Source organism: Paenibacillus sp. JJ1722 (assembly GCF_048282685.1).
Lineage (GTDB): Bacteria > Bacillota > Bacilli > Paenibacillales > Paenibacillaceae > Paenibacillus > Paenibacillus polymyxa_B.
In genome coordinates this window covers 5,792,985-5,819,713 of record NZ_CP182500.1, presented here as the reverse complement: position 1 = coordinate 5,819,713, position 26,729 = coordinate 5,792,985, and the positions used below count along the sequence as shown (strand labels likewise).

Annotated in this window: 22 protein-coding genes; 14 read left to right on the top strand and 8 right to left on the bottom strand. The window is 46.9% G+C overall.

Going from position 1 to position 26,729, the window contains the following annotated elements; translation table 11 throughout:
* Positions 1 to 12 precede the first annotated feature (12 nt).
* The 3 genes from ACM1ND_RS25885 to ACM1ND_RS25875 all read left to right on the top strand — a co-directional run bounded on the left by ACM1ND_RS25885 (position 13) and on the right by ACM1ND_RS25875 (position 3,333).
* Positions 13 to 567, top strand: a complete 555-nt coding sequence (locus ACM1ND_RS25885) for a TetR/AcrR family transcriptional regulator (RefSeq protein WP_023990922.1) — start codon at positions 13 to 15, stop codon at positions 565 to 567.
* Positions 568 to 762: 195 nt separating this feature from the next.
* Complete coding sequence (locus ACM1ND_RS25880) at positions 763 to 1,473, top strand: MBL fold metallo-hydrolase (protein ID WP_418026865.1); 711 nt, start codon at positions 763 to 765, stop codon at positions 1,471 to 1,473.
* Positions 1,474 to 1,572: 99 nt separating this feature from the next.
* Positions 1,573 to 3,333, top strand: coding sequence for a glycosyltransferase 87 family protein (locus ACM1ND_RS25875; RefSeq protein ID WP_418026863.1), 1,761 nt, complete (start codon positions 1,573 to 1,575; stop codon positions 3,331 to 3,333).
* 130 nt (positions 3,334 to 3,463) lie between these two features.
* Here ACM1ND_RS25875 and ACM1ND_RS25870 read toward each other — a convergent pair whose 3' ends face one another.
* The 4 genes from ACM1ND_RS25870 to ACM1ND_RS25855 form a co-directional block, all read right to left on the bottom strand.
* A complete protein-coding gene (locus ACM1ND_RS25870; RefSeq protein WP_028540837.1) occupies positions 3,464 to 4,168 on the bottom strand; it encodes a Crp/Fnr family transcriptional regulator in 705 nt (234 codons plus the stop codon).
* Between the two features lie 61 nt (positions 4,169 to 4,229).
* Complete coding sequence (gene rd / locus ACM1ND_RS25865) at positions 4,230 to 4,400, bottom strand: rubredoxin (protein WP_007432984.1); 171 nt, start codon at positions 4,398 to 4,400, stop codon at positions 4,230 to 4,232.
* A gap of 2 nt (positions 4,401 to 4,402) precedes the next feature.
* Positions 4,403 to 5,596: an NAD(P)/FAD-dependent oxidoreductase gene (locus tag ACM1ND_RS25860; protein ID WP_076264551.1), complete on the bottom strand. Its 1,194-nt coding sequence runs from the start codon at positions 5,594 to 5,596 to the stop codon at positions 4,403 to 4,405.
* Positions 5,597 to 5,632: 36 nt separating this feature from the next.
* Positions 5,633 to 6,868, bottom strand: coding sequence for an FprA family A-type flavoprotein (locus ACM1ND_RS25855; RefSeq protein ID WP_076264550.1), 1,236 nt, complete (start codon positions 6,866 to 6,868; stop codon positions 5,633 to 5,635).
* Positions 6,869 to 7,092: 224 nt separating this feature from the next.
* Between ACM1ND_RS25855 and ACM1ND_RS25850 the strand changes: the two genes are divergently transcribed.
* From ACM1ND_RS25850 to ACM1ND_RS25810, 9 genes are all read left to right on the top strand, one after another.
* Positions 7,093 to 7,434: a cupin domain-containing protein gene (locus ACM1ND_RS25850; protein WP_076264549.1), complete on the top strand. Its 342-nt coding sequence runs from the start codon at positions 7,093 to 7,095 to the stop codon at positions 7,432 to 7,434.
* A 113-nt stretch (positions 7,435 to 7,547) separates the two neighbouring features.
* A complete protein-coding gene (locus ACM1ND_RS25845) occupies positions 7,548 to 8,321 on the top strand; it encodes a class I SAM-dependent methyltransferase (RefSeq protein WP_028540834.1) in 774 nt (257 codons plus the stop codon).
* Between the two features lie 273 nt (positions 8,322 to 8,594).
* Entirely contained in the window at positions 8,595 to 10,226 is a 1,632-nt protein-coding gene (locus ACM1ND_RS25840) for a response regulator transcription factor (protein ID WP_076264548.1), read from the top strand.
* Positions 10,223 to 11,986, top strand: coding sequence for a sensor histidine kinase (locus ACM1ND_RS25835; RefSeq protein WP_076264547.1), 1,764 nt, complete (start codon positions 10,223 to 10,225; stop codon positions 11,984 to 11,986). The genes ACM1ND_RS25840 and ACM1ND_RS25835 overlap by 4 nt, the downstream gene beginning before the upstream one ends.
* 210 nt (positions 11,987 to 12,196) lie before the next feature.
* Positions 12,197 to 13,864 (top strand): ABC transporter substrate-binding protein, encoded by a 1,668-nt coding sequence (locus ACM1ND_RS25830; RefSeq protein WP_076264546.1) that lies wholly within the window; start codon positions 12,197 to 12,199, stop codon positions 13,862 to 13,864.
* Between the two features lie 14 nt (positions 13,865 to 13,878).
* Positions 13,879 to 14,859, top strand: a complete 981-nt coding sequence (locus ACM1ND_RS25825) for an ABC transporter permease (RefSeq protein ID WP_023990911.1) — start codon at positions 13,879 to 13,881, stop codon at positions 14,857 to 14,859.
* 521 nt (positions 14,860 to 15,380) lie between these two features.
* Positions 15,381 to 16,304 (top strand): carbohydrate ABC transporter permease, encoded by a 924-nt coding sequence (locus tag ACM1ND_RS25820; RefSeq protein ID WP_028540826.1) that lies wholly within the window; start codon positions 15,381 to 15,383, stop codon positions 16,302 to 16,304.
* 61 nt (positions 16,305 to 16,365) lie between these two features.
* Positions 16,366 to 18,498 carry an endo-1,4-beta-xylanase gene (locus ACM1ND_RS25815; protein WP_418026859.1) on the top strand — a complete coding sequence of 711 codons (2,133 nt, stop codon included), beginning with the start codon at positions 16,366 to 16,368 and terminating at the stop codon, positions 18,496 to 18,498.
* Between the two features lie 52 nt (positions 18,499 to 18,550).
* Positions 18,551 to 20,242, top strand: a complete 1,692-nt coding sequence (locus ACM1ND_RS25810) for a glycoside hydrolase family 43 protein (protein ID WP_076295214.1) — start codon at positions 18,551 to 18,553, stop codon at positions 20,240 to 20,242.
* 121 nt (positions 20,243 to 20,363) lie between these two features.
* Here ACM1ND_RS25810 and hxlB read toward each other — a convergent pair whose 3' ends face one another.
* Positions 20,364 to 20,921 (bottom strand): 6-phospho-3-hexuloisomerase, encoded by a 558-nt coding sequence (gene hxlB / locus ACM1ND_RS25805; RefSeq protein ID WP_023990908.1) that lies wholly within the window; start codon positions 20,919 to 20,921, stop codon positions 20,364 to 20,366.
* 5 nt (positions 20,922 to 20,926) lie between these two features.
* A complete protein-coding gene (hxlA, locus tag ACM1ND_RS25800) occupies positions 20,927 to 21,562 on the bottom strand; it encodes a 3-hexulose-6-phosphate synthase (RefSeq protein ID WP_013312540.1) in 636 nt (211 codons plus the stop codon).
* A gap of 561 nt (positions 21,563 to 22,123) precedes the next feature.
* Between hxlA and ACM1ND_RS25795 the strand changes: the two genes are divergently transcribed.
* The gene (locus tag ACM1ND_RS25795; protein WP_023990907.1) at positions 22,124 to 22,999 is read left to right on the top strand and encodes a hypothetical protein; all 876 of its coding nucleotides are present in this window, start codon (positions 22,124 to 22,126) and stop codon (positions 22,997 to 22,999) included.
* Positions 23,000 to 23,187: 188 nt separating this feature from the next.
* On the opposite strand, the gene ACM1ND_RS25790 is transcribed toward ACM1ND_RS25795, so the two are convergent.
* A complete protein-coding gene (locus tag ACM1ND_RS25790) occupies positions 23,188 to 24,024 on the bottom strand; it encodes a methyl-accepting chemotaxis protein (protein ID WP_023990905.1) in 837 nt (278 codons plus the stop codon).
* A gap of 200 nt (positions 24,025 to 24,224) precedes the next feature.
* Positions 24,225 to 25,460: a peptidase T gene (gene pepT / locus ACM1ND_RS25785; RefSeq protein ID WP_023990904.1), complete on the bottom strand. Its 1,236-nt coding sequence runs from the start codon at positions 25,458 to 25,460 to the stop codon at positions 24,225 to 24,227.
* A 179-nt stretch (positions 25,461 to 25,639) separates the two neighbouring features.
* On the opposite strand from pepT, the gene ACM1ND_RS25780 reads away from it, so the two are divergent.
* Complete coding sequence (locus tag ACM1ND_RS25780; protein WP_028540823.1) at positions 25,640 to 26,704, top strand: LacI family DNA-binding transcriptional regulator; 1,065 nt, start codon at positions 25,640 to 25,642, stop codon at positions 26,702 to 26,704.
* The last annotated feature ends 25 nt before the right edge of the window (positions 26,705 to 26,729 follow it).

The following is a 26,729-nucleotide window of genomic DNA, read 5'->3' as shown; positions in this document are numbered from 1 at the left end:
GGAGGGCAGAACGTGGGGACAAAAGTAAAAAATATGCGAATGACACATACAAAGAGATCGTTGATTAACGCTTTTGTTAATTTAGTGAATGAAAAGGATTTTGAAAAGATAACAATAGCAGATCTAACAAAAGGGGCCCAAGTGAATCGTGCTACATTTTATGCACATTTTAATGATAAGTACGAAATGTTGGATTACATGATTGACGACTCTGCTTCGAACGTCATTGAAAAACGAACATTAGGAGTAGTAGAGTTCGATCAGGACACCATAAATCAACTCGTTCTAGCAGTATGTGACTTTCATCAACAACCGAAAATTCAATGTCGTCGTAGCTATTTAAGTCTTGCGCCTCTGTTGAAAGAAAAAATGTTAATTGAGCTGAAAAAATATTTAGTGAAAAGTTTAGATAACATATGTACAGACTCAGAGAAGAGTTTTTATGTACCTATTTATGCCAATATCATACATGAGGCTGGTTATTTATGGGCATCTGGAAATACTCCGTTTGATAAAGAGGAAATAGCCAAGAAGGCTTCGTTATTAATAACAGGAGGAAAAGGTTAATTCTTGTTGTGAGAGGCATCCCCGGGGGCAGAGTCCCGGGGATGCTTTTTGCTGTTTTCTCAGTATGATCGTCCCCGTAGCAGTTCCAGCTCCAACTCCGGCTGAATAGCAGCAAAAATATTTGCTTAAAACTAATTATATTATTTATAATACTAATATGATTAGTTTATAATTAAGACAAGGAGATGAGCTAAAATGCGTATTGTTCAGGTGCAGCATGTGTATCAATTGACGTTTATGCCCCGGCTGTTCCCAGTGAACTGTTATTTGGTGGAGGAGAAAGAGGGGCTCACCTTGGTAGATGCCGGATTGCCATACAGTACCCGTGGTATAGCGCAGGCTACGGCGCAGATCGGGCAGCCGATTATTCGAATTGTACTTACCCATGCCCATGGGGATCATGTGGGTGCGTTGGATAAGCTCAAGGCAAGGTATCCTGACGCGCAAGTGTTCATTTCAAGGCGGGACGCACCGCTGCTACAGGGCGATGTATCGTTGGAGGCAGGAGAACCGGATACTCCTATTCGAGGCGATGTACCGAAGCATATCCTTACCCAGCCTGACGTTTTACTGGAGGATGGGGATCATGTAGGTTCGCTGTTGGCGATCAGCGCACCAGGACATACGCCGGGCTCGATGGCATTTTTGGATACTCGTACCCGTGCGTTGATTGCAGGCGACGCCTTCCAGACCCGAGGTGGTATAGCGGTATCGGGAAGGCTTAAGCCGCTGTTTCCTTTTCCGGCACTGGCTACCTGGAACAAGGGAATTTCGCTGAAAAGCGCCAAAAAGCTGGTGAGTTTCAATCCATCTTTATTAGCTGTCGGTCACGGTAACATGCTGAAGCATCCACAATCTCAGCTGGAAAGGGCGATTATGGAGCTGGAACGACAAACTTCAGTGTGATGATTCGGTATTCAGCCAACATTCAGCCAGAACTCACAAAGTCCTAAGCTAAGGCAGATACAATATGGGAAAATAGAAACAGAGAGAGGTGCATCGGATTTGAACGTTTGGAAAGCGAACGGTCTGAAATATATACTTCTATTTAGTCTCATATTGTGTGCTGTCGCTAGTGTCGTTTCGTTATGGAGTTATTCAGGTAGTTCTGCGTCCCAGTCTGCGGCTGTTAGACAGGGCCCATCCGGCGGGTTCGGAGGAGGAAGCGGACCTGGTGGAGGTATGGGAGGACCGGGGCAACCTACCAACTCCTCCACTGAGGGAACATCGACATCGGGTGACAAAGGTACAACGGCCGGGAATGATACGTCTTCGGGCGGCAGTGGTGTTGCCAGAGACGGACAGCACAGAGGCCCCGGTGGCATGTCTGGTAACGGATCTGGTATGGGCGGTCCTGGCGGTGGTATGGGTGGTGGAAGAAGTGGCAACTCCTCATCTGCTTATGCTACTCCGCTGGCGATTTTCGCCGCTTTGTTCTTCGGTGCATTCGTGTTTATTGCATACCGTTTTCGGGCTCGTGAATGGAAGCTCGGGGAACGTAATCGGGGACTGATGCTGTGGACAGTGCTGGGTGTGGGGTTCTTTTTAAGAATGGCGATCGCCCCATGGATCTCGGGTCATATGGATTTAATGCTATTCCGGAACTGGGCTACGACAGCAGCGGATAGCTTATCGGGCTTTTACACGAACGGATCAAGTGATTATCCGCCGTTCTATATTTATATTTTATATGTGATCGGTCAAATCGGCTCTACGGATGCTTTCAGTCCCTACATGTCCGTACTGCTGCGGCTTCCCAATATATTAGCCGATATCGTGACAGCGTACATGCTGTACCGGTTGGCAAGCAAACGGGTCGGCTATGGAATAAGCCTTGGATTGGCTATATTCTACGTGTTTAACCCAGCTGTATTTATCAATTCGACCTTCTGGGGGCAGGTGGATTCTTTCTTTACTATGCTGATTGTGGGCATGATTGTGCTGCTTGTGGAAAACCGGGTCGGCTGGTCAGCCGTATTGTTTACGGTAGCCGTATTGATGAAGCCGCAGGGAATTATTTATGGGCCTGTTTTGTTCTTTGAGCTGCTGAGACAACGTAAAATACAGCCTTGGCTGTTGTCCATTGGCGGTGCTGTTGTGACGACCATTCTGGTCATATTACCATTTTCGTGGGGGCAGGAGCCGTTATGGCTACTTGACCTATACAAGGGAACGGTCGGCGAGTATCCGTATGCTTCGGTGAACGCATATAATTTCTTTGCACTGATCGGTGGCAATTATACGCAGGACACTACAACATTGTTCCTGTTCAGTTACCATACATGGGGTATGATCTGCATTGTGCTGGTGACTCTGTTTACGTGGTGGATGTATATCCGCAGTCGCAAACCACAATTTGCAGCGGCAGCTGCACTGGTGCTCATTGCAGGTGTATTTACCTTCGCTTCCAGCATGCATGAACGGTACTTGTTCCCTGCGGCCGCGTTAGCTGTACTAGCGTATCTGCATTTGCGGGATCGCAGATTTTTGTGGCTTGCGGGTGGATTCAGTCTTACGATTTTCCTAAACACCTTCGATATTTTCTATAGCTCCAATTCTCGGGATCAATACGGTATTATTTTGTGTGTGACATCATTGTTCAATGTGTTGTTGTTTGGGTATTTGGTCAAAGTAGTGTGGGATTGCTCCAAATCGACCACGATTGAGACTGCTCCTTCCACAGACAGAGTTTCGCCAGAACTTCCTTCAGCGCGGCCTGCATGGGGAGCGTCTTCCCAAAGTGTGAACACAACAATTGATAGTTAGTGGAGTATAAAATACGGTAAAAACCGCCCTTTAACGAAATGGAAGTGGTTGATAGATCAACTACAATCCATAAGTTAAAGAAGCGGTTTTTTGTTGTCCTCATGTTAGAGTAACATTGTATCTATGTGTCTCAATCCATATATTCGTTCAGTTTCTGTACATCGCAGATGGTAATCTCTCTTGTACCCTTGCTATGAATAATCCCCAGCTGTTCAAATTTTCCGAATTTGCGACTGATGGTTTCGCGGGTGACACCCACATAATTAGCCATTTCCTCGCGTGAAAGGGGAAGGTTTATTTTAATGTAGGAACCATCCGGCTTGCCGTATTTATGTCCAAGCTCAAGAATCATGTAGGCGATGCGGATTTCCGGGTCTTTGGTAGCTAGGCTTTGAGCCAGGTTTTCGGTATGTGCCAAGCGTTTAGTAATGGTTTTGAGCAGCTTCAAAGAGATATCGGGATTGTCGCGGATCAACTGCTCCATATCATCCTTGGTGAGCATACAAATATCAGTATCTTTTAAGGCATACGCACTAAAGTTACTCAGCTCATCGCTGTTAAAAATATTCAACTCGCCAAAAAAATCACCAGTTGTCAGAATGTGCAGAATTTGCTCCTTGCCCTGAGGCGTCATCTTCAGCAGCTTGACATGCCCGCTTTTAATAATGTACAGCGTATCGGAAGCCTGCTCCTCCACAATCAAGGCCTCGCCTTTCTGATATTTTCGGTGTCGGATCATGGAGCTGACCTTACACAAATCTTCGCAGGACAAAGAGGAAAAGATAGGCACTTTGCGGGCACAGGGCTCCTTTTCGCACTGGCAGGGGCAGGACATCTCATTCACATTCATTCACTCCATTCATAAACCGGAAACTACAGGTTATAGCGCATGGTTGTTATTCTGTATCATCTATTGGGGCAAAATGACTTTGATCCTCACCACAGACTGGACAAACCCAGTCTTCTGGAAGATCCTCAAACGCTGTACCGGGCATAACGTCTTCATCGGGGTCACCGATAGCAGGATCATAAATGTATCCACAGGGCTGACATACATATTTTTTCATCTCTAGTTCTCCTTGTCATTCAAAATTTTTGTAAACTCTGGTGCGTCCGGTTTGAGTCCCTGCATGATGGCTGTTTTGTATGTTAGTGAAGCAAGGGCATCTCCAAAGCCAATCACGCCGCAGATAGAGCCGTTTTGTATGAACATACGTGTATAAGAAGCTTGATTTTTAGTAATCAGGCTGGTGTCGCAGACTTGTTCATCTACTAGACCGATGGAAAAGAGAGGAGATTCATAGCAGTTCGAAAGGGTTACAGGGAGGGGACGCTGATAGCTGACGGATGCGCCCGCCATATTAGCGCCTGCTATTTTTCCCTGCTCCATTGCGCTTTCCCATAGCCCATCTACTCTACTCTGAAATTCGGCTGCATCACCTGCTGCATAGATATTGGCGGAGCTGGTCTCCATCTGCGCATTCACCAGAATGCCTTGTCCAATATCAAGGCCGATTTGGCGAGCAAGCTCCGTATTCGGTACAATTCCGATAGAGTACACGACATGCTCGCAGGGGATAACAGAGCCGTCCTGTAGTTCCACACCTTCTACGTGATCTGTGCCTTTAATACGTTTTACGCCTTGCCCAAGGAGTACTTGAGTACCCTGTTCGGTCATCCGATCGGTCAAAATAGCGGAGGCCTTTTCATCTAGCTGACGGGGGATAAGCCGATGCGAAGCTTCCAGTATGGTTACAGCATATCCTGCTTGCTGGAAGGACCAGGCGGTTTCCACGCCTTGAATACCGCCGCCGATGATACATATCCGGTCTCCCTGTCGCAATTCCGCTTTAAGGCGATCCGCATCTTGTCGAAAACGGATATTGTGAACGTTCCTTAGAGAAGCCCCATCTAGCACAAGCTTACGGTTGTGAGCTCCTGTACACAGCAGTAGCTTGTCATAAGCAACGGTTTGTCCATCTATTGTTTTGATAGTACAATCCTCTGGATGTATCTCGGTTATCTTGATGCCGGAATACACATGAATTCGTTGATTGGCAAACCATTTTTCCTTTTTGATCAGGATTTTGTCACTGTGCAAATCAGTGAATAGTCCCTTGGAAAGTTTGACTCTGTTATACGGAAAGGATGCTTCCTCCCCGTAAATAGAAATTTCGGCCAGCTCATCATGATCTCTAATCGCTTTTGCCGCGTTGACGGCGGCGACACTGCCTCCGATAATAACGTAATGTTGGTTACCCATTCAGTATCTCTCCTATTCGCTATACGCTACTGTGTTTTAAATAACACTAAGCAGTAGATCTGAGACAAATTCAGCGGCATTTTTAATTTTTTTCACTTTTTCAACTTCTGTAGGAGAGAAACGAATACGCACCGGGAATTCCACATGGGTCATACCCGTTGATTTGATTACATCTGAAGTGCTTTGGACCTTCATATTAGTACCATTCAAGTAATCCTGTACAACTTCAATGGCTTCCCCGCTCCAGCCGTAGGAACCAAAGGCAGCAGCCAGCTTGCCTTCCAGATTCATCTTTTGCATTTGTTGCAATAGGTCTTCCAATTTGCCTGTCATGTCGGCATATTTGGTAGAGCTACCGACGAAAACAGCATCTGCTGAGGCAATACTATTCAATATTTCCGTTCCATCCGCTTTATCCACGTCCCATAGCTCCACCTTGATTTGGTTCTCCAAAAAGCAGTCCTTCAGGATGTTTGCCATTTTTTTAGTGTTATTTTTCAGGGTGGCATAGACAATCGCTACTTTTTTATCCTCCTTGGTTTCGGTACTCATAGAGGCGTACAAATCAATAAACTTGGCAATATCATGTCGGATCGCGAAGCCGTGGGAAGGTGCAATCATCTCAATTTCCAGATCAGCAACAGCTTCGATTAATGTGCGGACATATCTGCGATGTGGATGAATAATAGCCTGGTAGTATCCGATAAAGTCCTCGGTGATATCAAAACCAGCCTCATCAGCAAATAGATGCTCTACAGCCACGTGTGTACTGAAAATATCGCAAGGGAACAAGATTTTATCTTCTATACAATACGTAATCATGGTTTCTTCTGTATGCAGATAAGGAGTTTCTTTGAATAGCAGCGTTTTGCCTCCAATGTCCAGTTGATCCCCATCCTTGATTACGAGGAAGTTGCGATGCTGAAGCTTGTACATTTGTTGAATTTCCGGAACGGCAATCTCAGTGCAGACAATCGTAGCGTTCGTTGCCTTGGAAGCAAGTGCCGCCAATCCGCCCGAGTGATCTGGTTCCGTGTGATTGACGATGATATATTGAATATCCAATGGATCGATCAATTCGGTTACAGCTTCGGCAAATTCTCTACCGAACGCCATATCTACGGTATCCACAATGGTTGGTTTTCCAGTTTTCAATAGATATGCATTATAGGTTGTACCCTTTGATAGTAGAAGACGATGAAAGGGAACCTCACGATTATCAATTTTTCCTACCCAATAAATATCCTTTGCCAGCTTGAATCCAGGCTTCATATGGAATAACCTCCTGCTTGTTTTGTTTATCTAACACAATTTGATTCTAGTTGGATGTGTCGATGAAAAAGATGATTGAAATCAAATTTTTAAATATTTTAAAAGTATTTTTACTTAAATTTAGTTTTGTGATTGCAATCACAAGGCGAGCGAAATAATCCAATACAATAAAGGTATTAATCCATCTTAAGCAAATTTAATTTCAAACAGGAGCGTGAACTAATATGAAAAAATCAAACCTCATTCAATTTCAGGAATATAAAGAAGCTGGGTTTACAAAACGAATTGTGCATAAGGAAGCCGACAATGTAATTTTTATTCTCAACTTTACTCCTAATGCCGAGCTACCAACACATAATCACCCAGGAGCGAATGTATATTTGCTTGTTCTTGAAGGCAGCGGGACTGTAACTGTGAACGGCGAAGCAACGGAAGTTGTCCAAGGGGATATCATTCATGTTACGGGAGATGAGCACTTTTCCTATCGTGGTGGTGCAGAGGTGAATTCCAGCCTGCATGTGGTGTTGACCAAAACGCCAAGTGAAAGCTATGCGCAAAACATATAAAAGAGGACACAGCAGCAACATGCTCATAAAAAAAAAAGAAAATAGTTATTTTTTTTCACTCGTATTGATAATGAATATCATTATCAAATTTTAAGGAGAGGTGTTAATAGCCAATGCAGACAGTAGATTACAAACAGGTGCCAGGGCACTGGATATTAGCAAGTCTCGGTAAGCGCGTGCTTAGGCCCGGAGGGTTAAAAACAACACGTTGGATGATAGAGGGACTTGACGTAACCGGGCAGGATGAGGTTATTGAGTTTGCCCCCGGATTGGGTATAACTGCCCAAATCACACTGCGGCTTAATCCCCGTCGTTATATTGCGATTGAACAGAATGAGAAGGCGGCTTCTATTGTAAAAACGTATGCAAGCGGAGCAAACCGGGAAGTTATTATTGCCGATGCTGAACAGGTTCCGTTGCCGGATGCCTCTGCGACGGTGGTATATGGGGAAGCCATGCTGACGATGCACACAAGAGCCAAGAAAGCGCAGATTATTTCGGAAGCCAGGCGGCTTTTGAAAACGGGCGGGAAGTATGCTATTCATGAGATGTGCCTTGCTTCTAACCATATTGAGCCTGCGCTCAGAAAACAAATTTACAAGGATTTGGCTACAGCCATGAGAGTTAATGCGACACCGTTGACGGTGTCAGAGTGGGAACAGCTGCTGAAAGAGGAAGGCTTTAAGGTCGTTAAAATCTATACGGTTCCCATGCACTTATTGCATCTGCCACGTATCATTCAGGACGAGGGCTGGTTGAGATTTGGAAAAATCGCCTTTAACCTTATGCGTAACCATGCTGCCCGGACAAGGGTTATGGGTATGCGCAAGCAGTTTGTAAAGTACGCCGACCATCTGCAAGCGGTCAGTATCATCGCTGAGCGATAGCCTGAATTCACGAATAAGAGAATAATAAAAGCTTTTTACGCAATAGCAAAAAAGGAGACGAACCCCTATTCAGGGATTCGTCTCCTTTTTGTATATTTACTGCTTTGGCTTGGCTGCTGGAGTGCGCATGCTTTGCACCCCTCTATTCGTCATATAATAGGTATAACGAAAATTTCCAATTTCTGATGTTTTACATTACCATATTGACTGAGATCATTGGAATAGTTAACTAAAATAATAAAATAGGCATACTTCAAAAGGAGGAAGCGTGTTATGAAGCTGCATCGAGCCATTGTGGTGGATGATGAAACCTTTACTCGCAAAGGGCTGCTTCAACTCATGGATTGGCAAGCCTGTGGTTTTGAAATCGTAGGAGAAGCTGATAACGGTGAGGATGCGCTGGAGCTAATCAGCCGTATTCACCCGGACCTGGTCATTACCGATATTCGTATGCCTGTGCTGGACGGATTAGAGCTGATCCGGTCTGTGCTCGAACAGAGTACAGAACATCCCGCGTTTATTATCTTAAGCGGTTATAGTGATTTTGCTTATGCGCAGCAGGCAATCCGCTATGGGGTTCATGATTTTATGCTTAAGCCGATTGATGAGGGTGACTTTTCGGCTACACTGCGCAAGCTGAGTGAAAGACTGCATCGTGAACAACAGAATGCACAACGATATCAGAATCACCATGCAGGTGGGCTGTTAGAGACTGTGATGATGAACCCAGTGGATGATGTAGTGGTGACACAGTGGGAGCAGCAGCTGCGGCTTGGGGAAGCCACGTATATGTACTATGTACTCGTCGAGCTGAATGACCAACATCCCTGGCGCTCCGGTGACGATGGTGTCATGCTATCACTTTTTCAGTTCAGGGAGCTTATAGAGCAAGCGCTTCATCGTTTAATGGATGGTAAGTACCCTCTCTATGTTCATGAGCATCGTAACCGGATTGGTCTTATCGTACCGGACTTCTTTTTGGGGTGTTTTGAAGGCAAGGTCGAAGTTTTTATGAAAGCGCTACAACGAGAGATAGAGGGGATGAAGACACTAAAAGGTCAGCTGGGAAGTCGGGTTTTCGTTTATGCAGGAAAGCCTGTGAATCGGTTGCAGGATATCCAGCAGTCCTACGCCTGTGCAAAGGAAGCAGTGCTCCATAAATACATTTATGACAATAGCGGTATTGTTGTATATCTACGGGAGGGAATGCCACCACTTCACTATAAGACCATCCCTCAGGACGTACTGGATCGCTTGACGGAACAAGTTGAGGAACTGCGGTTGGATGAGCTGCGTGTGGCCGTGGATTATTTATTTAGCAGTTTTCGGGAGGAGTGTTATGCACCTGAGGCTATGAAAATGAGTCTGCATCAATGCTTACTTAGTATCGTTCGGGTCATTCAAAACATGCAGGGAGATGAGCGCTCACTTCAGTCACTAGAACCGATGATGAACTGGCAGGACATGAACCTGTCCCTCGGTGAACTACAGCGATTGTTTACAGCTTTTGCAGAGGAAAGTGGAAGGTATATTGGGGTTCTGCGCAAGGATTGTCAGCAAGGAGGCATCCAGCACATCCGTGCTTACATTGAGCAGCATGCCGCCGAGAATATAAGCCTGAAAAGTATTGCGGCTCGCTTTTACATGAACCCGGTATACCTCGGTCAATTGTTCAGGAAAACGTATGGTGTGTACTTTAACGAATTTCTGCTGAAATTGCGTGTTCAGGAGGCGAAACGCTTGTTGCGGCAGACGGATCTGCGGATTTATGAAATTGCTGAGCGCGTGGGCTTCGGCAGTTCAGACTATTTTGTTACCCAGTTTGAAAAGATGGCGCATGCCACACCAAGCGAATACCGCAACAGCCTGATTGTTGGCAACGAGTCAGAGAGGGCCGGCGAATGAAGATGCTGAGAATGACTCTTGATCATGTACGACTGCGAGATAAAATGCTGCTGCTTTATTTTCTCTGTGTTTTTACGCCTGTAGTGCTGACCAATCTTATTTTTTACCATGTCACCTCGCAAAACGTGAAGGAACAGCGTATGCAGGATATTTCGCGCGCACTGGAACAGATTAAAATTGAATTTTACCGTGAATTTGAAGATGCGATGGAAATCTCGTCTATCTTTTATACTGATCATCAGCTCAATGAGGTATTGGAAGAAACATATCCCCACCCTGCTGACTATATCGCCGCTTATGACTCTTATTTACGTCATATCTTGAACAACACTTACAGTCCTGCATACCATTCCGTAGGTGGAATTACGATCTACACAAATAATTCAACGCTGCTGAATTCCGGGGGAATCAGCTTTATAGATGAGGGAGTCAGAAGTTTGCCCTGGTATACCAAAATCTCGCCTGGACGCCAGTCCAAGCCTATATTTGTACGTACCGATGACAGCACAGGTGAACAGATGTACCCTTTTAGCCTGATTCGGCGGATGAACTACTTTTATTCCCAAAATGGTCGTGAAAAAATACTGAAAATAGAACTGCGAATGTCGTCCATTCGGGAGATTTTCAATAACCTGAATTTGCAGGGAAGTCTCTTTCTGCTGAACGAACGAGGGGGAATCGAATATACAACGGACCCCAAAGTGGATATAAACCACAAACATGTAGCCTATAACACTCTCAAGCTGCCCGAGGACACGATGGAGTTCAAGACGAATTATGTGCTTACGAGCAATCTGAATGGCTGGAGCATTGTGGCTGCGGTATCGAGAGATGCAGTGCTGTATGAAATGCAGGAATCTCGCAATTTTGTGCTCTTGTTAACCTGTGTAAATATGCTGCTGCCTACATTAATCATTATTTGGATTACACGTTCGTTGAACGTGAGGATTCATCGTATTTTAAAGCACATGAAGAAGGTGAAAAACCAGCATTTTGAGCTGATTCGCGGTACAGAGTCGCGAGATGAAATCGGGCAATTAACAGGTGAGTTTAATCGGATGACGCTGAAAATAAAGCGACTGATTAACGATGTCTATATGGCCGATATACAGCGAAAAAATCTGGAAATTCAGCGCAGACATGCTCAGTTGAATGCACTTCACAGCCAGATCAACCCGCATTTCCTGTTCAATGCGCTGGAGACGATTCGCATGCGGAGCTTGATGAAGCATGAGGATGAGACAGCGCGCATTATTCATAACATGGCACGGATTTTCCGCAATTCGCTGGTGTGGAACAAGGATCGGGTTACTTTACGGGAGGAGCTGGAGCTGATCCGTTGTTTTCTGGAAATCCAGCAATATCGCTTTGGTGAGCGAATACAGTACGAAGTGCAAGCGCGCTCTGAAGACCTGGACAATCTGCTTCCCAAAATGGTCGCGCTGACACTGGTTGAAAATGCAAGCATCCACGGCATTGAGCCGCTAAAGCATGGGGGACGCATTGAGATACATTTTGAGCATGAGGAAGGACAACTGATTCTAACGGTTCGGGATGATGGGGTGGGCATGTCTGAGGAACAGGTACAACGCTTATATGGTTACATGCAAAGGCAGGAAGAAATGGGTGAGCGTATAGGTCTACAAAATGTCATCTATCGTCTTAAACTTTACTACGGGAGCCGCTTTGAGCTTGCTATTCGCAGTGCACCCAGCGAGGGTACAGAGATTCGAATTAGGATTCCTGCGGATCGGGAGTGAGGTGGAGAGCAGTACCTATTTTGCTTTGAAGGACCTTTACCTATAGTTTTCTAAGTAACACCTTTAGATTGACAGGTGAACGAAATGAACGGCATTTTATAAAATGAAAGTGCTTACAATTTAGGGCGTACGGGATTCTCAGTGCTTGAGGTACGTGCGCACGATATTCACACACAATCGACAAAAGAGGACGAAAGGGGAGGGTCTGGCATGACAAGCAAAAGGTTCGGAATCATCACTCTGGTAATGGTTATGATGGCGTCTATGATCGCTGCTTGCTCAGGGAGCTCGGGCAAGGAGCCGGCGTCAGGAGATAGCAAGGAGAAGGTCACATTCACGTATTTTAATGCCACTGCGGGGAGGGACATTAATACCAAAGAAACGCGGATCGGCAAAATCCTGGAGGATCAGACGGGGGTAAACTGGAAGCTGGAGCATTTGGTGGGTGATTCCAATACGAAGATCGGTACATTTATTGCCAGTAACGATTACCCGGATGTGATAGTACCGGATGGCACGATCGATAAGCTGCTGGATGCCGGGGCTTTTATTCCCCTGAATGATTTGATCGACAAGTATGGACCGAATATTAAGCGTGTATATGGACCGTACTACAACTTGATGAAGGCGGAGGATGGGAACATTTACTTTCTGCCGCTCAGTGCGGTGGTAGGCGATTATTTACCTGCACCTAACTTAGAGCAAGGAGCCTTTTGGGTGCAACGCAGGGTATTAAAAGAAGCGGGATATCCAAAAATCAAAACACTTGACGAGTATTTAGCCCTGATTCGTAACTATGCGAAAAAGCATGCAGATGAGGGATTGACTGGGTACCTGGCGTTAACCACGCAGGATAGGTTTTATGCTCTTACGAACGCACCGATGCATCTGGCAGGCTATCCGAATGATGGCGGCACGATTATTGATATGAAAACACACCGGGCCATGGATTATGGAGATATGGAAATCACAAAGCGGTATCTGAAAGAGCTAAATCAGCTCAATGTAGAAGGCCTATTTGATAAATCGTCCTTTGTGGACAATTACGATCAATATCTGGCGAAGCTGACTTCGGGTAAGGTGCTGGGCTTTTTCGACTACCGCTGGCAGGCGGGGCAGGCCCTGAATAATCTGCAGGAGGCTTCCAAGCAATCGGGCAATGATGATATGGAGTATATAGGGCTGCCTGTTGTATACGACCAGAATATAAAGGATCAGTACATTGATCCGTCGTCATTCGTTAATAACCGAGGCATAGGAATTACGGTCAGTGCCAAGGACCCGGTACGTATCATCAAATTTTTTGACAACCTGCTGACCGACGAAAACCAGGTGTTATCCAACTGGGGAATCAAGGGAGAAACCTATGATGTAGATAAAAAAGGACGCTTTTACCGGACTGAGGAGCAAATTAAGCAGACTGGTCAGGACGCGTTCCGCGAATCATTCGGGTTCAAATATTTTGAATACAGTTGGCCGCGATACGGTAGCGGTTCTACCCTGCCTGACGGCAACTCCGTTGGTGCCGGACGGCAGCCGGAGGTTGCGCGTATGTCCTACACCGAGGGAGATAAAAAGCTACTAAAAGTCTATGGTGTAGAGTCCTTCTCGCAAATGTTTTCCGCACCAGACGAGCGCCCATGGTATCCGGCCTGGAGTATCCCAATTGCTCAAGGTTCACCTGCGCAGCTCTTCCAGCAAAAGAAGGGGGACCTGCAGCGCAAATATTTCCCGCGTTTGGTGCTGTCTGCACCGGAGCAGTTTGATGCGATTTGGAGTGAATACACTACTGAATTTAACAAGCTGGATGTAAAGGCGTATGAGGAGCTGATCACGAAGGAGGTTGCCAAAAAAATCGAGAATCCCGGTAAAAAATAAAGGAGGAAGCAGCTATGGGCCACTCGTCACCACCAGCAGTCACGATCTCCCCGGATCAGTTGCCGCCCTCGCGGCGAACCGGCTTTAGGGGATTTATGCACAAGCTGAATCAGCAACGGGCACTGGTATGGATGTCCGTCCCTTTTTTAATCTGGCTGTTTATCTTCAAGTATTTGCCCATCTGGGGCTGGACAATTGCCTTTCAGGATTTTAAGCCTGCCCGCAAGTTGCTCGATCAGCAATGGGTCGGATTAAAACATTTCCATTTTCTATTTCAGGATGAACACTTTCTGCGGGTCATGCGCAATACGCTGGCGATGAGCTTTATTAATCTGGTGCTGGGCTTTGTCACCGCTATAACATTAGCGATTTTGCTGAATGAGCTTCGCCAGCTCGTATTTAAGCGGGTGGTACAGACGATCAGCTATCTACCGCATTTTATTTCGTGGGTGGTCGCGGCTAGCATCATCAGTACGGCGCTGTCTGCGGATGGCGGCATCATCAATGAGGTGCTGATGTGGCTGGGGTTGATTAAAGAGCCTATTCTGTGGCTGGGCGAGGGAAGCTATTTTTGGGGCATTCTCGGTGCATCGGAGGTATGGAAAAATGTCGGCTGGAACACCATCATTTATTTGGCCGCGATGACGATGATTGATCCCTCGCAGTATGAAGCGGCCGAGATGGATGGAGCAGGGCGTTTTCAGCGAATTTGGCATGTGACATTACCCGGATTGAAGCCTGTATTTATCATCCTGCTCATTATGAACATCGGCAATCTGCTGGAATCCGGCTTTGAGCCGCAATACTTACTGGGCAACGGTATGAACGTGGATTACTCGGAGAATCTGGATATTTTCGTGCTGAAATATGGGATCCAGATGGGTAATTTCTCGCTTTCCATTGCTGCGGGGATGTTCAAAACGGTGGTCAGCTTCATCTTACTGTTTAGCGCCAATCATATTGCGAAGCGGTTAGGGGAGGAGAGATTGTTCTGAGAAAAGAGTGAGTTATGGTGGGGGGACGGCCGCTTCGCGTGCGGATTGTTCTTCCGATCGCTGTTATCCCCGTATTCCTTTTTATCATAAAACATTAGAGGCTGGAATCCGGGGCTAGCTTATGCTTACGATGCGAGCTTTCCTCTGGAAAGCTTTTAGCCGAACGCTCCGCTTCTTCAGAACAATTCCGCCCGCTCCGCTGCTACCCGCCATAAAGTCACTTTTTTAAGAACTGAGGGTAGGGGCAGGGGAGAGCTTAAGGAAGGGGCGTGCTCATGCATACTACAGGTGCAAGTCAGTGGATTTTTAGCAGGCTGCTTCGCTGGCCTTACAACTTCTAATTGCCACTAATAATCAATAAGAGTCTGCTCAAATAGCTACTCAGATTTTTACTCGAATTCCTATCATTGTAGCCACTAATATAACCGTTTCAATTAATAGCACCAGCAGCTTCAACAATATTAATCGTATGAATTACAAGGCTGGGTGCTTAAGCTATTTTTTAGAAAGGAGCGGAAGTCATGGGCAAAGGGAAGGCCGTACACGGGCGATTTCGGGCCCCCTCGGATCGAATTTTTGATGCGTGCAATATCGTGTTTATGCTCTGCCTGATGGTGTTCACGCTGTATCCGTTTTTAAATACGCTGGCGGTTTCGTTGAATGAAGCGAATGATTCGATTCGGGGCGGGATCTATTTGTGGCCGCGTGAATTCACGTGGAGTAATTATGAATATGTGTTCAAGGAAGCGACGATTTTCCATGCTACGCTGATTTCTGTATTACGTACGGTTGCGGGTACGGTGACCTCTGTGTTTTGCTGCGCGATGGTGGCGTATACGATCAGCCGGCCGGAATATGTGCTGCGCAAATTTGTTTCGATTGCTTTTATTTTAACAATGTATTTTAGCGGTGGATTGATTCCGAACTTTCTCCTGATTCGTGAGCTTGGGATGCTGGGGACTTTCTGGGTGTATGTCGTGCCGGGATTGATCGGGGTGTTTAATGTGATTGTCATTCGCTCCTTTATTGAGGGATTGCCGGAAGGGATTTTGGAGTCGGCGCGTATTGACGGGGCTGGGGAGTTTGCCACTTTTATGCGCATCGTTTTGCCGCTGTGTGTTCCCGTACTGGCGACGGTGTCGCTGTTTACAGCGGTCGCGCAATGGAATTCCTGGTTCGATGTGTTTTTGTACAATTCGTCATATGAGCAATGGAGCACTCTTCAATATGAGCTGATGAAAATACTGCAAAATTCCAACACGTCTGTTAACACTCAGGACTATGCGAGCCAATTCGCTGGTTCGGAAAATCTGGCGAAGTCGGTCACGCCTACCTCGATTCGGGCCACGATGACGATTGTCGCTTCAGTGCCTATTATTTTAGTTTATCCTTTTTTGCAAAAATACTTTGTGAAGGGTATGACCTTGGGAGGTGTCAAAGGATAGTAACTGAAATCCAATGGTGCCCAATACGAATTCAAAAAATTTGAGTGCGGGAGGGATTGCTTTGCGGCCATGTTGGGTTAAGCCTTTTTGTCTGGTGCTGGCTGGAGCGCTGTTGTTATCGCCTGTTGGTTGGTGGGGAGCGTCTGTAGCGAAGGCAGCTACGTCTATAGAACATTCCCCGCCCGTTGCGGATACGGTGCTGTCAGCGGGTGATATCCATAAGACCATTGGAACGTATGGATTTGAGCAAGGAAACAGCGATGGCTGGAAGCCTCGGGGAACTTATACCCAAATTGCATCCGTCACGGAAGCAGCATATGGCGGCACGCACAGTCTGAAGGCAACCGCCCGCACAGCGGCTTGGAACGGGGCGGAGCTGGATGTGAAGTCGCTGTTGCAGCCGGATGTAGAGTATGAAATTAGTGGCTATGTGAAGCTAGATGGTCATTCTGCGGTTCCGAGCATGGTTAAACTTACAGTGGAGCAGCAGCCGACAGGTGGGACTACGACATGGAAGACGGTAGCGCAGACGGAGACGGCGGATACATCGTGGATCAAACTTCAGGGGAAATATACTTTTACCGGGGGGATGGATGCATTGAAGCTGTATGTGGAAAGCTCGAATCCCGCGCAGGCCTACTATGTGGATGAGGTAGAAATAACACAGGTATCGAAGACGCCAACGGAGCCGGCCAATGGTATCGTATCCGGGTTTGAAGATGGTACGGCTCAAGGATGGGTGTCCCGTATGGGAGCCGAGACCGTGCAGGTTTCGAATGCCGATGCACGAACCGGCTCATACAGTCTGCTGACAACAGGCAGACAAAAGACATATGCCGGCCCCAAGCTGGATGTGACTGCTACGATGCAAAAGGGCAGCCGATATACGGTCAGTGCCTGGGTGAAGCTGGCGCTGGGTGAGCAGCCTGCCAAGGTGAGGCTCAGCATACAGCGTGATCACCAAGGGGATAGTGCGTATGAAACTGTTGTAGGCGACACGGCTACTACGACAGGGGGATGGATGCATTTGTCTGGTACGTATACGCTTGCGCATGATGCAGACACCGTTTCTATGTATTTGGAAACGGCAGAAGGAACGTCTTCCTTTTATATGGATGATTTCGAGCTGTCACTTGTACCGCCGCTGGCTATTGAAAAGGACATTCCTTCTTTGCATGGATTATATGGGGGACAGTTTAGCATTGGCACGGCGATTGAAGCTTTCCAGACCGAAGGGGCTTACGGAGAGTTGGTACAGAAGCATTTTAACAGCGTCGTTGCAGGGAATGCGATGAAGCCAATCTCCTTACAACCGTCCGAGGGACAGTTCCATTGGGAGGAAGCAGAGCAAATTGTGCAGTTTGCTAGACAGCATGGACTAGAGATTCGCTTCCATACTTTGGTGTGGCATAACCAAACTGGAGATTGGATGTTCAAGGATAAGAATGGACAGCCGATGACGCCGACTGCTGAGAATAAAAAGCTTTTGCTGGATCGGCTGGAGACGCATATTCGCGCTGTTGCAGCCCGATATAAAAATGTCATCACCGATTGGGATGTGGTGAATGAGGTCATTGATCCTGATCAGCCGGATGGCATGCGCCGCAGCAAGTGGTATCAGATTACTGGTACTGATTATATTGAAAAAGCATTCCGTGTCACGAGGGGAGCGGCGGGCCCGAACGCACGACTATTCATTAACGATTACAACACACATGAGCCGAAGAAACGGGATTTTCTGTACAATTTGGTACGTGATCTGCTCGCTAAAGGCGTACCGATTGACGGGGTAGGCCACCAATCGCATATCCGCCTGGAGTTTCCCGCTATTAGCGAGATTGAGCAGTCCATAGAAAAGTTTGCTTCGCTTGGTCTGGATAATCAGATTACCGAGCTGGATATGGGTCTTTATTCCAATGACACAGATCGCTATGAAACGATTCCAGAATCTATGCTGATCCGGCAGGCTCACCGCTATCGGGCGCTGTTCGATATGTTTTCAAGGCAGCAGAATCATATCAGCAATGTGACGATTTGGGGTACGGATGATGGAAATACGTGGCTCAGCACGTTTCCGATAGCCCGGCTGGATAAGCCGCTACTATTCGACGAACGGTTAAAGGCCAAATATGCCTATTGGGCACTTGCTGATCCGTCCAAAGTCCCGCCGTTGCCAGCGGGGAATAACCAATGAATAGTTTGAATGAAACAGAGGAATAGAGCTGTTCAAAAGGAGAGCTGGAGCTATGGCTACCTTACGCTATACGAATCCGGTTGTCCCCGGATTTTATCCTGATCCGAGTGTGATACGCGTCGGAGAAGATTATTACATGGCGGCAAGCTCGTTTGAATACATGCCGGGCTTGCCCATTTTTCATAGCCGAAACCTGACCGATTGGCAGCAGATCGGGCATGCGTTGAACCGGCGCAGTCAGATTGATTTGTCCACTCGCAAAAGCTCGGAAGGCATATATGCGCCCACACTGCGCTATCATCAAGGTGTTTTTTATCTGATTACGACAGATGTGATGGGGATAGGTAATTTTTATATCACATCTGTGAACCCCGCTGGGCCTTGGTCAGACCCGATCTGTATTCCTTACGGGAATATAGATCCGTCTCTGCTATTGGATGACGATGGGAAAGTGTATGTGACCGTACAATCCGGGGCAGATGCCGAGTCGCATATTATCCAGTATGAGATTGATATCACTACAGGTCAGGCATTGACAGAGCCTATAGCGATTGCTCACGGGGATGGCGGCGTATGGACCGAAGGGCCGCATCTGTATCACATCGGCAGCCACTATTATTTGCTCTGCGCATGTGGCGGAACGGGGCGTGATCATCGAACACTCGTGTATCGTGCGGAGGGCCCTTACGGTCCGTTCGAGCGTATGACAGAGCCGATGCTCACGCATAACGCTCTCCCTGCACATCCGATTCAGAACACAGGTCATGCCGAATTGGTTGAGGACACTCGCGGGGACTGGTGGGCTTTTTTTCTCGGTGTCCGTCCGGTGGTGGACATCGAGCCTGTGGCTGACCGCTTGGAGGCTGTCGAGCCTCAGGCTGAGGTACCACCTTCGTATAGCGTGCTCGGACGCGAAACCTTTCTGGCCCCCGTCCGCTGGACAACGGACGGATGGCCTACGGCTGACAACAACGCAGGCACGGTGCAATTGCACATGTCTGTAGACCGTCAGCCATTCAGTCTGGCGGAGCAGGCTCGCCCGCCTGCTTCTGCGCCGCTCGCGCCTGCAAAGCGTCATAGCTGGCGCGATGACTTTGGTGGTCAGCGGCTGGACTTCCGTTGGGCTGCTCCGCGCAGGCTGTGTGAAGCCTGCATCAGCCTGGAAGCGCGCCCCGGATGGCTAACGCTCATCGGCAATCGCCACACGCTGCTGGACGAAGCGCCGAGCGTATTCCTCGGCACCCGGCTGCGGCATCATCAGATCGCCGTCCGTAGCCGGCTTTATTTTCAACCACAGCATGAGGGCGAGGAAGCCGGCCTTGCGGTACGACTTAATGAGCACGGTCACTTTACGCTGGGTATTCGTCGGGATGGAGAAGGCAACATGCTTACTGTAGTGGTCTCGGTCGCAGATCAGGGAAAACGAACCGAATGGGTCTCTGTACCGCTGGCGGCTCCTGATATACCAAGCGGTGAAGGTATGGAGCTTCGCATCCTATCCGATGCGTATCATTTCGCCTTATCTTATGCTGTGCGTCCAGGCAACTGGGTACCGCTCGCTACGGTTCCGGCTTTTGTAGTCTCATCTGAAAGCAATGGCGGTTTCACGGGAGCGCTGATTGGCATGTATGCTGTATCGACCGTCGCTGTAGATGAACCGGTATCTGTCGCCGCGACTCCCGCATACTTTCAATATTTCTCCTACGATGGCTTGGACTATATAAGCCATATAAGCCAAACCTGAAGAATAAACGTCCAAACGGTGTAGATAGGAAAGTCGCCTTATACAAGCATAAAAGCAGGCTGTCCTTCACATGTGACATGTAAAGGACAGCCTGCTTTGTTATCGTAAAGGAATTACATTTTTATTCCAAATTGGCGTGTTGGCCAAACATAGATTTGGAGGTCAGCTTGCGCAGCTCCATCGTTCTGAGTACCAATGCGTCACCGTATAACAGCAGGGTTTGCTCAAACAATGAGCCCATAGGCTGAATCGTTTGGTAGTCCTTGTTGGACGGGTCCTTGGCCGCACCAGGCAGCTTGACGATGATATCGGCCAGTTTGCCAATGGTGGAACCCGGGGAAGTGGTTAGAAGCGCCAGAGAGGCCCCAAGTTTCTTTGCTTTTTCTGCCATGGAGGTCAGGCTTTTGGTTTCACCAGAGCCTGAACCAATAATGAGTAGGTCGCCCTCGCCCAAACCAGGAGTTACGGTTTCCCCGACCACGTAAGCTTGAATCCCCATATGCATCAGCCGCATCGCCAGCGAGCGAATCATGAACCCTGAGCGGCCCGCACCTGCCACGAATACCTTATTCGCAGCGGCGATGGAGTGGATCAGCTGCTCCGATTCTGTATCACTGATCAATTGTGGAACCAATTGCAGCTCCTTGAGTACCTCGGATAAATATTGAGAGGTTTCCATTGGGATTAACCTTGTTTGATGAGCTGTTGCATTTGGGAAGCTACAGCCTTTTTGTCGTCCTCGCCAGTGATACCACCGCCGACGATAACCAGATCCGGTTGAGCCTTCACGACCTCAGCCAAGGTGCTCAGTTTAATACCGCCAGCCACGGCAGTTTTGGAGTTTTTCACGACTTTTTTGACGGTTTGCAGTGCTTCGAACGGGCTCTGTCCTTCAGCTTGCAGATCGTAGCCTGTATGCACACAAATGTAGTCAACGCCCAGAGCGTCGATTTCTTTCGCACGTTGCTCCAGGTTTTTAACACCGATCATGTCCACCAGGATTTTTTTGCCGCCTTGTTTTTTCGCTTCTTCTACTGCACCTTTAATTGTCGCATCTTCAGCTACAGCCAAAATCGTAACGATATCTGCACCAGCCTCGGAAGCTTTTAGCACTTCATAGCCCCCTGCATCCATAACCTTCAGGTCAGCCAGCACTTTCAGATTCGGGAATGCTTCTTTCATTGCTTTTACTGCATGAAGTCCTTCATTGATGACAATCGGCGTACCGATTTCTACGATATCAATATACGACTCTACTTCTTTTACCAATGCAATACCTTGCGGGATATCTACTAAGTCTAAAGCCAATTGAAGTTCCATGTTATTAACTTCACTCCTTAAGTGAATTTATATTTTGATGAACAGGTACATGCTCTGTTGAGTATTACTCTATACTTTGGTTTCATGTACAGGTTTGATTGTAAGGCCCCGATATCCGATTGAAAAGTACGCACTAATTCGTAACGTAGTTACCCCGACGATACTATAGCATCATAAAAACCATTCATGAGAGAGCCTGCATTTTGTCTTCTTTAGCATTATTTCTATAAGGGGAGTCGATTATTCGTAACCAAGGATTTTGCAAAAATCCCATAAGCGACTTCCAATGAACAAGATATAGATCGAAATGGTTTAGTTCGTCTATATCTTGCACTTCGGAGCGACTGGAATCGAATTTTGCAAAATCCATAACCATACACAGCAATGTAAGGTTGCAAAAAAAAGAAGGTAGCGATGATTAAATTGACTTCAAGTTAGGTTTTGACTATATTTGTAATATACTGGTATGCAAAAAATGGAGGCTAAGAGCATAACTACCCTGAAGAGTAGCCGCTGTGCTAAGGGGTAATCGCAATTTTCAGGATAGGGAGGCGGGTTTTAGTGGAAGAGGTCCTGAACCAAAGGGAAGCCATTTATTTGTTGTCGGACAGCCACGAACTCGATAAAGCTTGTGAGTTGTTTAGAATCAGCTACACACATAATGATTGGGATGAAGCGAACAAAGTAGCAGATTATCTGCATACGTTGGCTGAAAGCCTGTATCACACCCAACTGAGAAATGCTGCAGACGGCAAGTATGAGACATTGGACACCAAACACCCGCTAGTGTTTTATTATGCTTACAGTTATCTGGCGAAGTCTATTTACTATCAGAATATGGGAAAGTATGAGGAAGCCAGAAACTATATTATGAAGTATAGCGAAATGGGCTGGTTTATGGGGCTGGATCAGAGCGGTCACGAAGAAGTAGAGAGATTCCGTTTCCTCGCCAAGGCCAATTTATTTACGATTGAATTACTTTCGGGGAGAAGGGAACTTTTGCCTGAGTACGTTCAATTTCTTCACGACAATGAAGAGGAGCTACTTCCAGGATTGGTTGGTATTGCCGAAGCGGCTAACTTGAATAATTGGAATATAGACGACCTGCTGAACGATTTTGCTGATGATATTAAGATATTTGAAGGTTATGAAGATAGAGCAAACCGCGTATATTATTTAAAACTGGTCAACCAATTGGCCATTTACCATTTCAAGAAGAAGCAATACTCTGTTGCCTTAAATTATGTCCTTGATTCTCTGCAATTCTCTGCCAGTGTAGAAGCGGATGCCGATTTCAGGACATTGGTTGCTCTGTTTGAAACTTATCGAGATTTGGCAACACCATCACAGCAAGAGCAATACCAAACCATTTTATTAAGGGGGCTTCATAATGAAAAAGGCATTAATCTCGGTAACTATGGTCTTGGCGTTTCTTAGTATTGCTCTTCCAGTGGGAAATATTTTGGGAGGGTTAGACCCTGTGTTTCCTTCAAATCATGGTGTTTTTTCTTATACTGCTTGAGTTTCAGATTTAGACCATCAAGCCCGATAGGGCTTTTGTACATAAAGGGAGCACACTTTTACGCATTTTGCGATCAGTGTGCTCCCCTTTTTTATCCCAAGATTTATTTTATGGCATACGAAGTCAGGTCATTGGCCAGATGTTGCATCGTTTCACTCGCCTTTTGCATACGCTCCATCACTTCAGTGAAGGAGCCTACCAGAGTCGCCTGCTCCTGAGAAGAAGAAACAATTTGCTCAATTTCCTGCTCCATTTGACGAATGGAGTTTTGTACATCCTTAAGGGCTCCTTCAATATCGACCGTTGCCTTTTTGGATTCTACGGATAGCTTGCGCACCTCTTGAGCGACGATACCAAAGCCTGCTCCTGCTTCTCCTACACGTGCGGCTTCGATCGCTGCATTCAATCCAAGCAGGTTGGTCTGATCGGAAATTTCCTTGATGAACACAGCTACCTGATTGATTTTACCCGAGTTTTGTACGGCGATTTGAGTGTTTTTCAAAATCTGTTCACTGGTTGCCTGAAGCTCCTCGGAATGAGCCGCTACATGCTGTACCATATCAATGAGCTGCTCGGTGATGGAGCGATTCTCGGATACGATTTGATCCAGTTGATTTTTGTTAGTCAAATTATAAGAGGCCGCAAATGCTGCGATGACTTCACCTTTCTCGTCAAATACAGGGATACTGATCATATCAAGAGGAAACCCTAGAATTTCAGCAGGAATGTGGGTCAGGCTGGCCTCACGTCCATTTTTAAGCATGGCAAAATCTTTATAGTCCTCGAGCAGCTCCGAGCCTGTTTCAAAGCCGAGATCCATACCCTCCGATTGGGTATACATAAGGACATGAGTGCGGTCGAAGAGAGCAAGGGTCACTTTCTCACGCATAATCTGTTGTATGTAGGGAATGGCTGCAATTAATGCATCTATTGTATTCAAATAGATAACCTACCTTTCTTTACTAGATATATTTTTTATAGTCTCGTATATAGTTGTCGGTCTAAAGACGGATAAAAGTTATAAAGATATTGAAAATTTAAAGGGAAATGAAAGCTTCAGAAAAAAAGGCATACCGTTTCCATTACGGAACGATATGCCTTCTATTTAATCTTAACGTGTCAGTGCTGTGTATAGGTAGTTCACTTGCCGCGTTGCTCGAACAGTTGTGCGATTTCCACAATAACCTTGGTAGCAAGTACCATGTTGTCCACCGACACATATTCAAACTTACCGTGGTAGTTCTCCCCACCTGTAAAAATATTCGGTGTAGGCAGTCCCATGTAGGATAGCTGTGAACCGTCTGTACCGCCACGAATCGGCTTGATAATAGGTTCGATATTCAGCTTTGTCATTGCTTCATAAGCGACATCGACGATATGCTTGACTGGCTCTATTTTCTCTTTCATGTTGTAATACTGATCTCTCAGCTCCAGCGCAATACGGTTTTCTCCATAAGCGGCCTGCAGCTCTTTGACTACATTTGTTAAATAAGCTTTCCGGTTTTCAAAGCTCTCGCGGTCAAAATCACGGATAATATAGTATAGCTTAGCTTGTTCTGCCGTGCCTGTAGACTCCAAGAGATGATAGAAGCCATCATATCCGTCTGTATATTCCGGGGCTTCGTTTGCAGGTAACCGACTATGCAGCTCCATAGCGATTTTGGCAGCGTGGATCATTTTGTTTTTAGCCGTACCGGGATGCACATTCACACCGTGAATGGTAATATGGGCGGCTGCGGCGTTAAAGCTCTCATACTCCAGTTCTCCGAGCGGTCCGCCGTCTACCGTATAGGCATATTCAGCGCCAAAAGCGGCTACATCAAAGCGTTCCGGTCCTCTTCCAATCTCTTCGTCCGGTGTAAAAGCAACGCGAATTTTGCCATGTTGAATTTCTGGATGGTCAATCAGGTAGTGGATAGCTGTCATGATTTCTGCGATCCCGGCTTTGTTGTCTGCACCGAGCAGGGTGGTACCATCTGTTGTGATCAGGGTGTGGCCTTTATATTGAGTCAGTTCGGGAAACTCACGTGGAGAAAGAACCACACCAAGCGAAGCATTCAGCGTGATATCGCCCCCATCATAGTTTTCCGTCAATTGCGGCTTTACCCCTGCGCCAGTCAGCTCGGTAGCCGTATCGAGGTGAGCGAGGAAACCAATGACGGGAACCTCTTTATCCGTATTGGAGGGAAGGGTTGCCATCACATAACCATGATCATCAATGGTTACGTCTGTCATACCAATGGCTTTCAATTCGCCCACCAAAAGGTTGCCCAATGTGAGCTGTCCGGGTGTAGTGGGGCAAGTGTGGCTGCTTTCATCAGATTGGGTATCTACCTGAACATATGTAGTTAGGCGGTCAATCAGTTCCTGTTTCATGTGTGTATCCTCCTTGGTGTCATTTCTATTATGGTACGTATTTTATCATGATTAGGCTTATAATATGAAAAAAATGGTTGACCCTTTTCGGAATGACGGGTTGTGTTGCACAGGGGAGACGAGTAAGATAATAGTAAAATAAAAGTAAAAATAGAGTAAAACCATTAAAGGAGTCTGCAATGCCTACGTTAAAAGATATCGCCCAGGAGGCAGAGGTTTCGATATCCACGGTCTCCCGAGTGCTGAATTATGATGAAACACTGTCTGTATCAGAGGAAACGCGACGTAAAATTTTTGAGGTTGCCGAGCGCATGAAATATACGACGGTTAAACGTAAAAATGGCGGTATTGGTCGTCAGCCCCGCAAGAAGGCAGAGGGACCCATCCGGTTGGGTATGGTGCACTGGTTTAGCGCGTACGAGGAACTGGAAGACCCTTATTATCTGTCTATCCGGTTTGGCGTGGAAAAAGAGTGCCGCCAAAGCGGGGCGCAGCTGGAGCGTATTTTCAGAAGAGAGGACCTGACTGCGCTGAAGGCGTCATCCGAAGGGCTACATGGGCTGATCGTGCTGGGGCATTTTAGCAGCGAAGAGGTAGAACGTATGCTGGAACTGCCCATTCCTTGCGTCTTTCTGGATCATCCGGTAGAGCGAACAGGGGCAGACTATGTGGTCATTGACCTTGCTCACGCTGCGGCTGATGCACTGGATTATTTGATGGGCGCAGGCCATCGTCACATCGGATATGTAGGTATGGGCAAGGATGAGCAGTCCCATGATTCCGAACGAGTCGAGTTAGATGCCCGCTATGAGACGTTTTTGCGGTATCAGGAACAGCACAGGCTGTGCACGTCGGATGATATTCATGTGTGCGGCGGAACGGCGGCAGACGGCTTCCGTGCGATGGAAGCGGCTATTCTGGCAGGAACAGAAAGCCTGCCTACAGCCTTCTTTGTCGCGAGCGATTCGGTGGCTATTGGGGTGTTGAAGGCGCTGGAGCAGCATCACCTTGCGGTGCCGGAACGTATCTCAATTGTTGGCTTCAATGATATTCCGACAGCGGAATATTTGACCCCATCTCTGTCAACGGTCAAAACGCACACCGAACTGATGGGAGAAACGGGCGTTCAGCTCTTGCTGCATACAGTACGCAACGGTGCAAACGAGGTGGGGCGCAAGGTCATCATTCCGACCGAGCTAATGATTCGCAACAGCAGTGCACCGCTACATACCGATACCAAATAAAATCGGCGTTATTGTTTTGGACAGC

Bases quoted from the DNA above. Each gene is read 5' to 3' on its own strand.
- ACM1ND_RS25845 (WP_028540834.1), top strand. From the start codon at position 7,548: ATGCAGACAGTAGATTACAAACAGGTGCCAGGGCACTGGATATTAGCA.
- pepT (WP_023990904.1), bottom strand. From the start codon at position 25,460: ATGAAACAGGAACTGATTGACCGCCTAACTACATATGTTCAGGTAGAT.
- ACM1ND_RS25850 (WP_076264549.1), top strand. From the start codon at position 7,093: ATGAAAAAATCAAACCTCATTCAATTTCAGGAATATAAAGAAGCTGGG.
- ACM1ND_RS25840 (WP_076264548.1), top strand. From the start codon at position 8,595: ATGAAGCTGCATCGAGCCATTGTGGTGGATGATGAAACCTTTACTCGC.
- ACM1ND_RS25825 (WP_023990911.1), top strand. From the start codon at position 13,879: ATGGGCCACTCGTCACCACCAGCAGTCACGATCTCCCCGGATCAGTTG.
- ACM1ND_RS25830 (WP_076264546.1), top strand. From the start codon at position 12,197: ATGACAAGCAAAAGGTTCGGAATCATCACTCTGGTAATGGTTATGATG.
- ACM1ND_RS25810 (WP_076295214.1), top strand. From the start codon at position 18,551: ATGGCTACCTTACGCTATACGAATCCGGTTGTCCCCGGATTTTATCCT.
- ACM1ND_RS25780 (WP_028540823.1), top strand. From the start codon at position 25,640: ATGCCTACGTTAAAAGATATCGCCCAGGAGGCAGAGGTTTCGATATCC.
- ACM1ND_RS25870 (WP_028540837.1), bottom strand. From the start codon at position 4,168: ATGTCCTGCCCCTGCCAGTGCGAAAAGGAGCCCTGTGCCCGCAAAGTG.
- ACM1ND_RS25820 (WP_028540826.1), top strand. From the start codon at position 15,381: ATGGGCAAAGGGAAGGCCGTACACGGGCGATTTCGGGCCCCCTCGGAT.
- ACM1ND_RS25860 (WP_076264551.1), bottom strand. From the start codon at position 5,596: ATGGGTAACCAACATTACGTTATTATCGGAGGCAGTGTCGCCGCCGTC.
- hxlA (WP_013312540.1), bottom strand. From the start codon at position 21,562: ATGGAACTTCAATTGGCTTTAGACTTAGTAGATATCCCGCAAGGTATT.
- hxlB (WP_023990908.1), bottom strand. From the start codon at position 20,921: ATGGAAACCTCTCAATATTTATCCGAGGTACTCAAGGAGCTGCAATTG.
- rd (WP_007432984.1), bottom strand. From the start codon at position 4,400: ATGAAAAAATATGTATGTCAGCCCTGTGGATACATTTATGATCCTGCT.
- ACM1ND_RS25855 (WP_076264550.1), bottom strand. From the start codon at position 6,868: ATGAAGCCTGGATTCAAGCTGGCAAAGGATATTTATTGGGTAGGAAAA.
- ACM1ND_RS25835 (WP_076264547.1), top strand. From the start codon at position 10,223: ATGAAGATGCTGAGAATGACTCTTGATCATGTACGACTGCGAGATAAA.
- ACM1ND_RS25880 (WP_418026865.1), top strand. From the start codon at position 763: ATGCGTATTGTTCAGGTGCAGCATGTGTATCAATTGACGTTTATGCCC.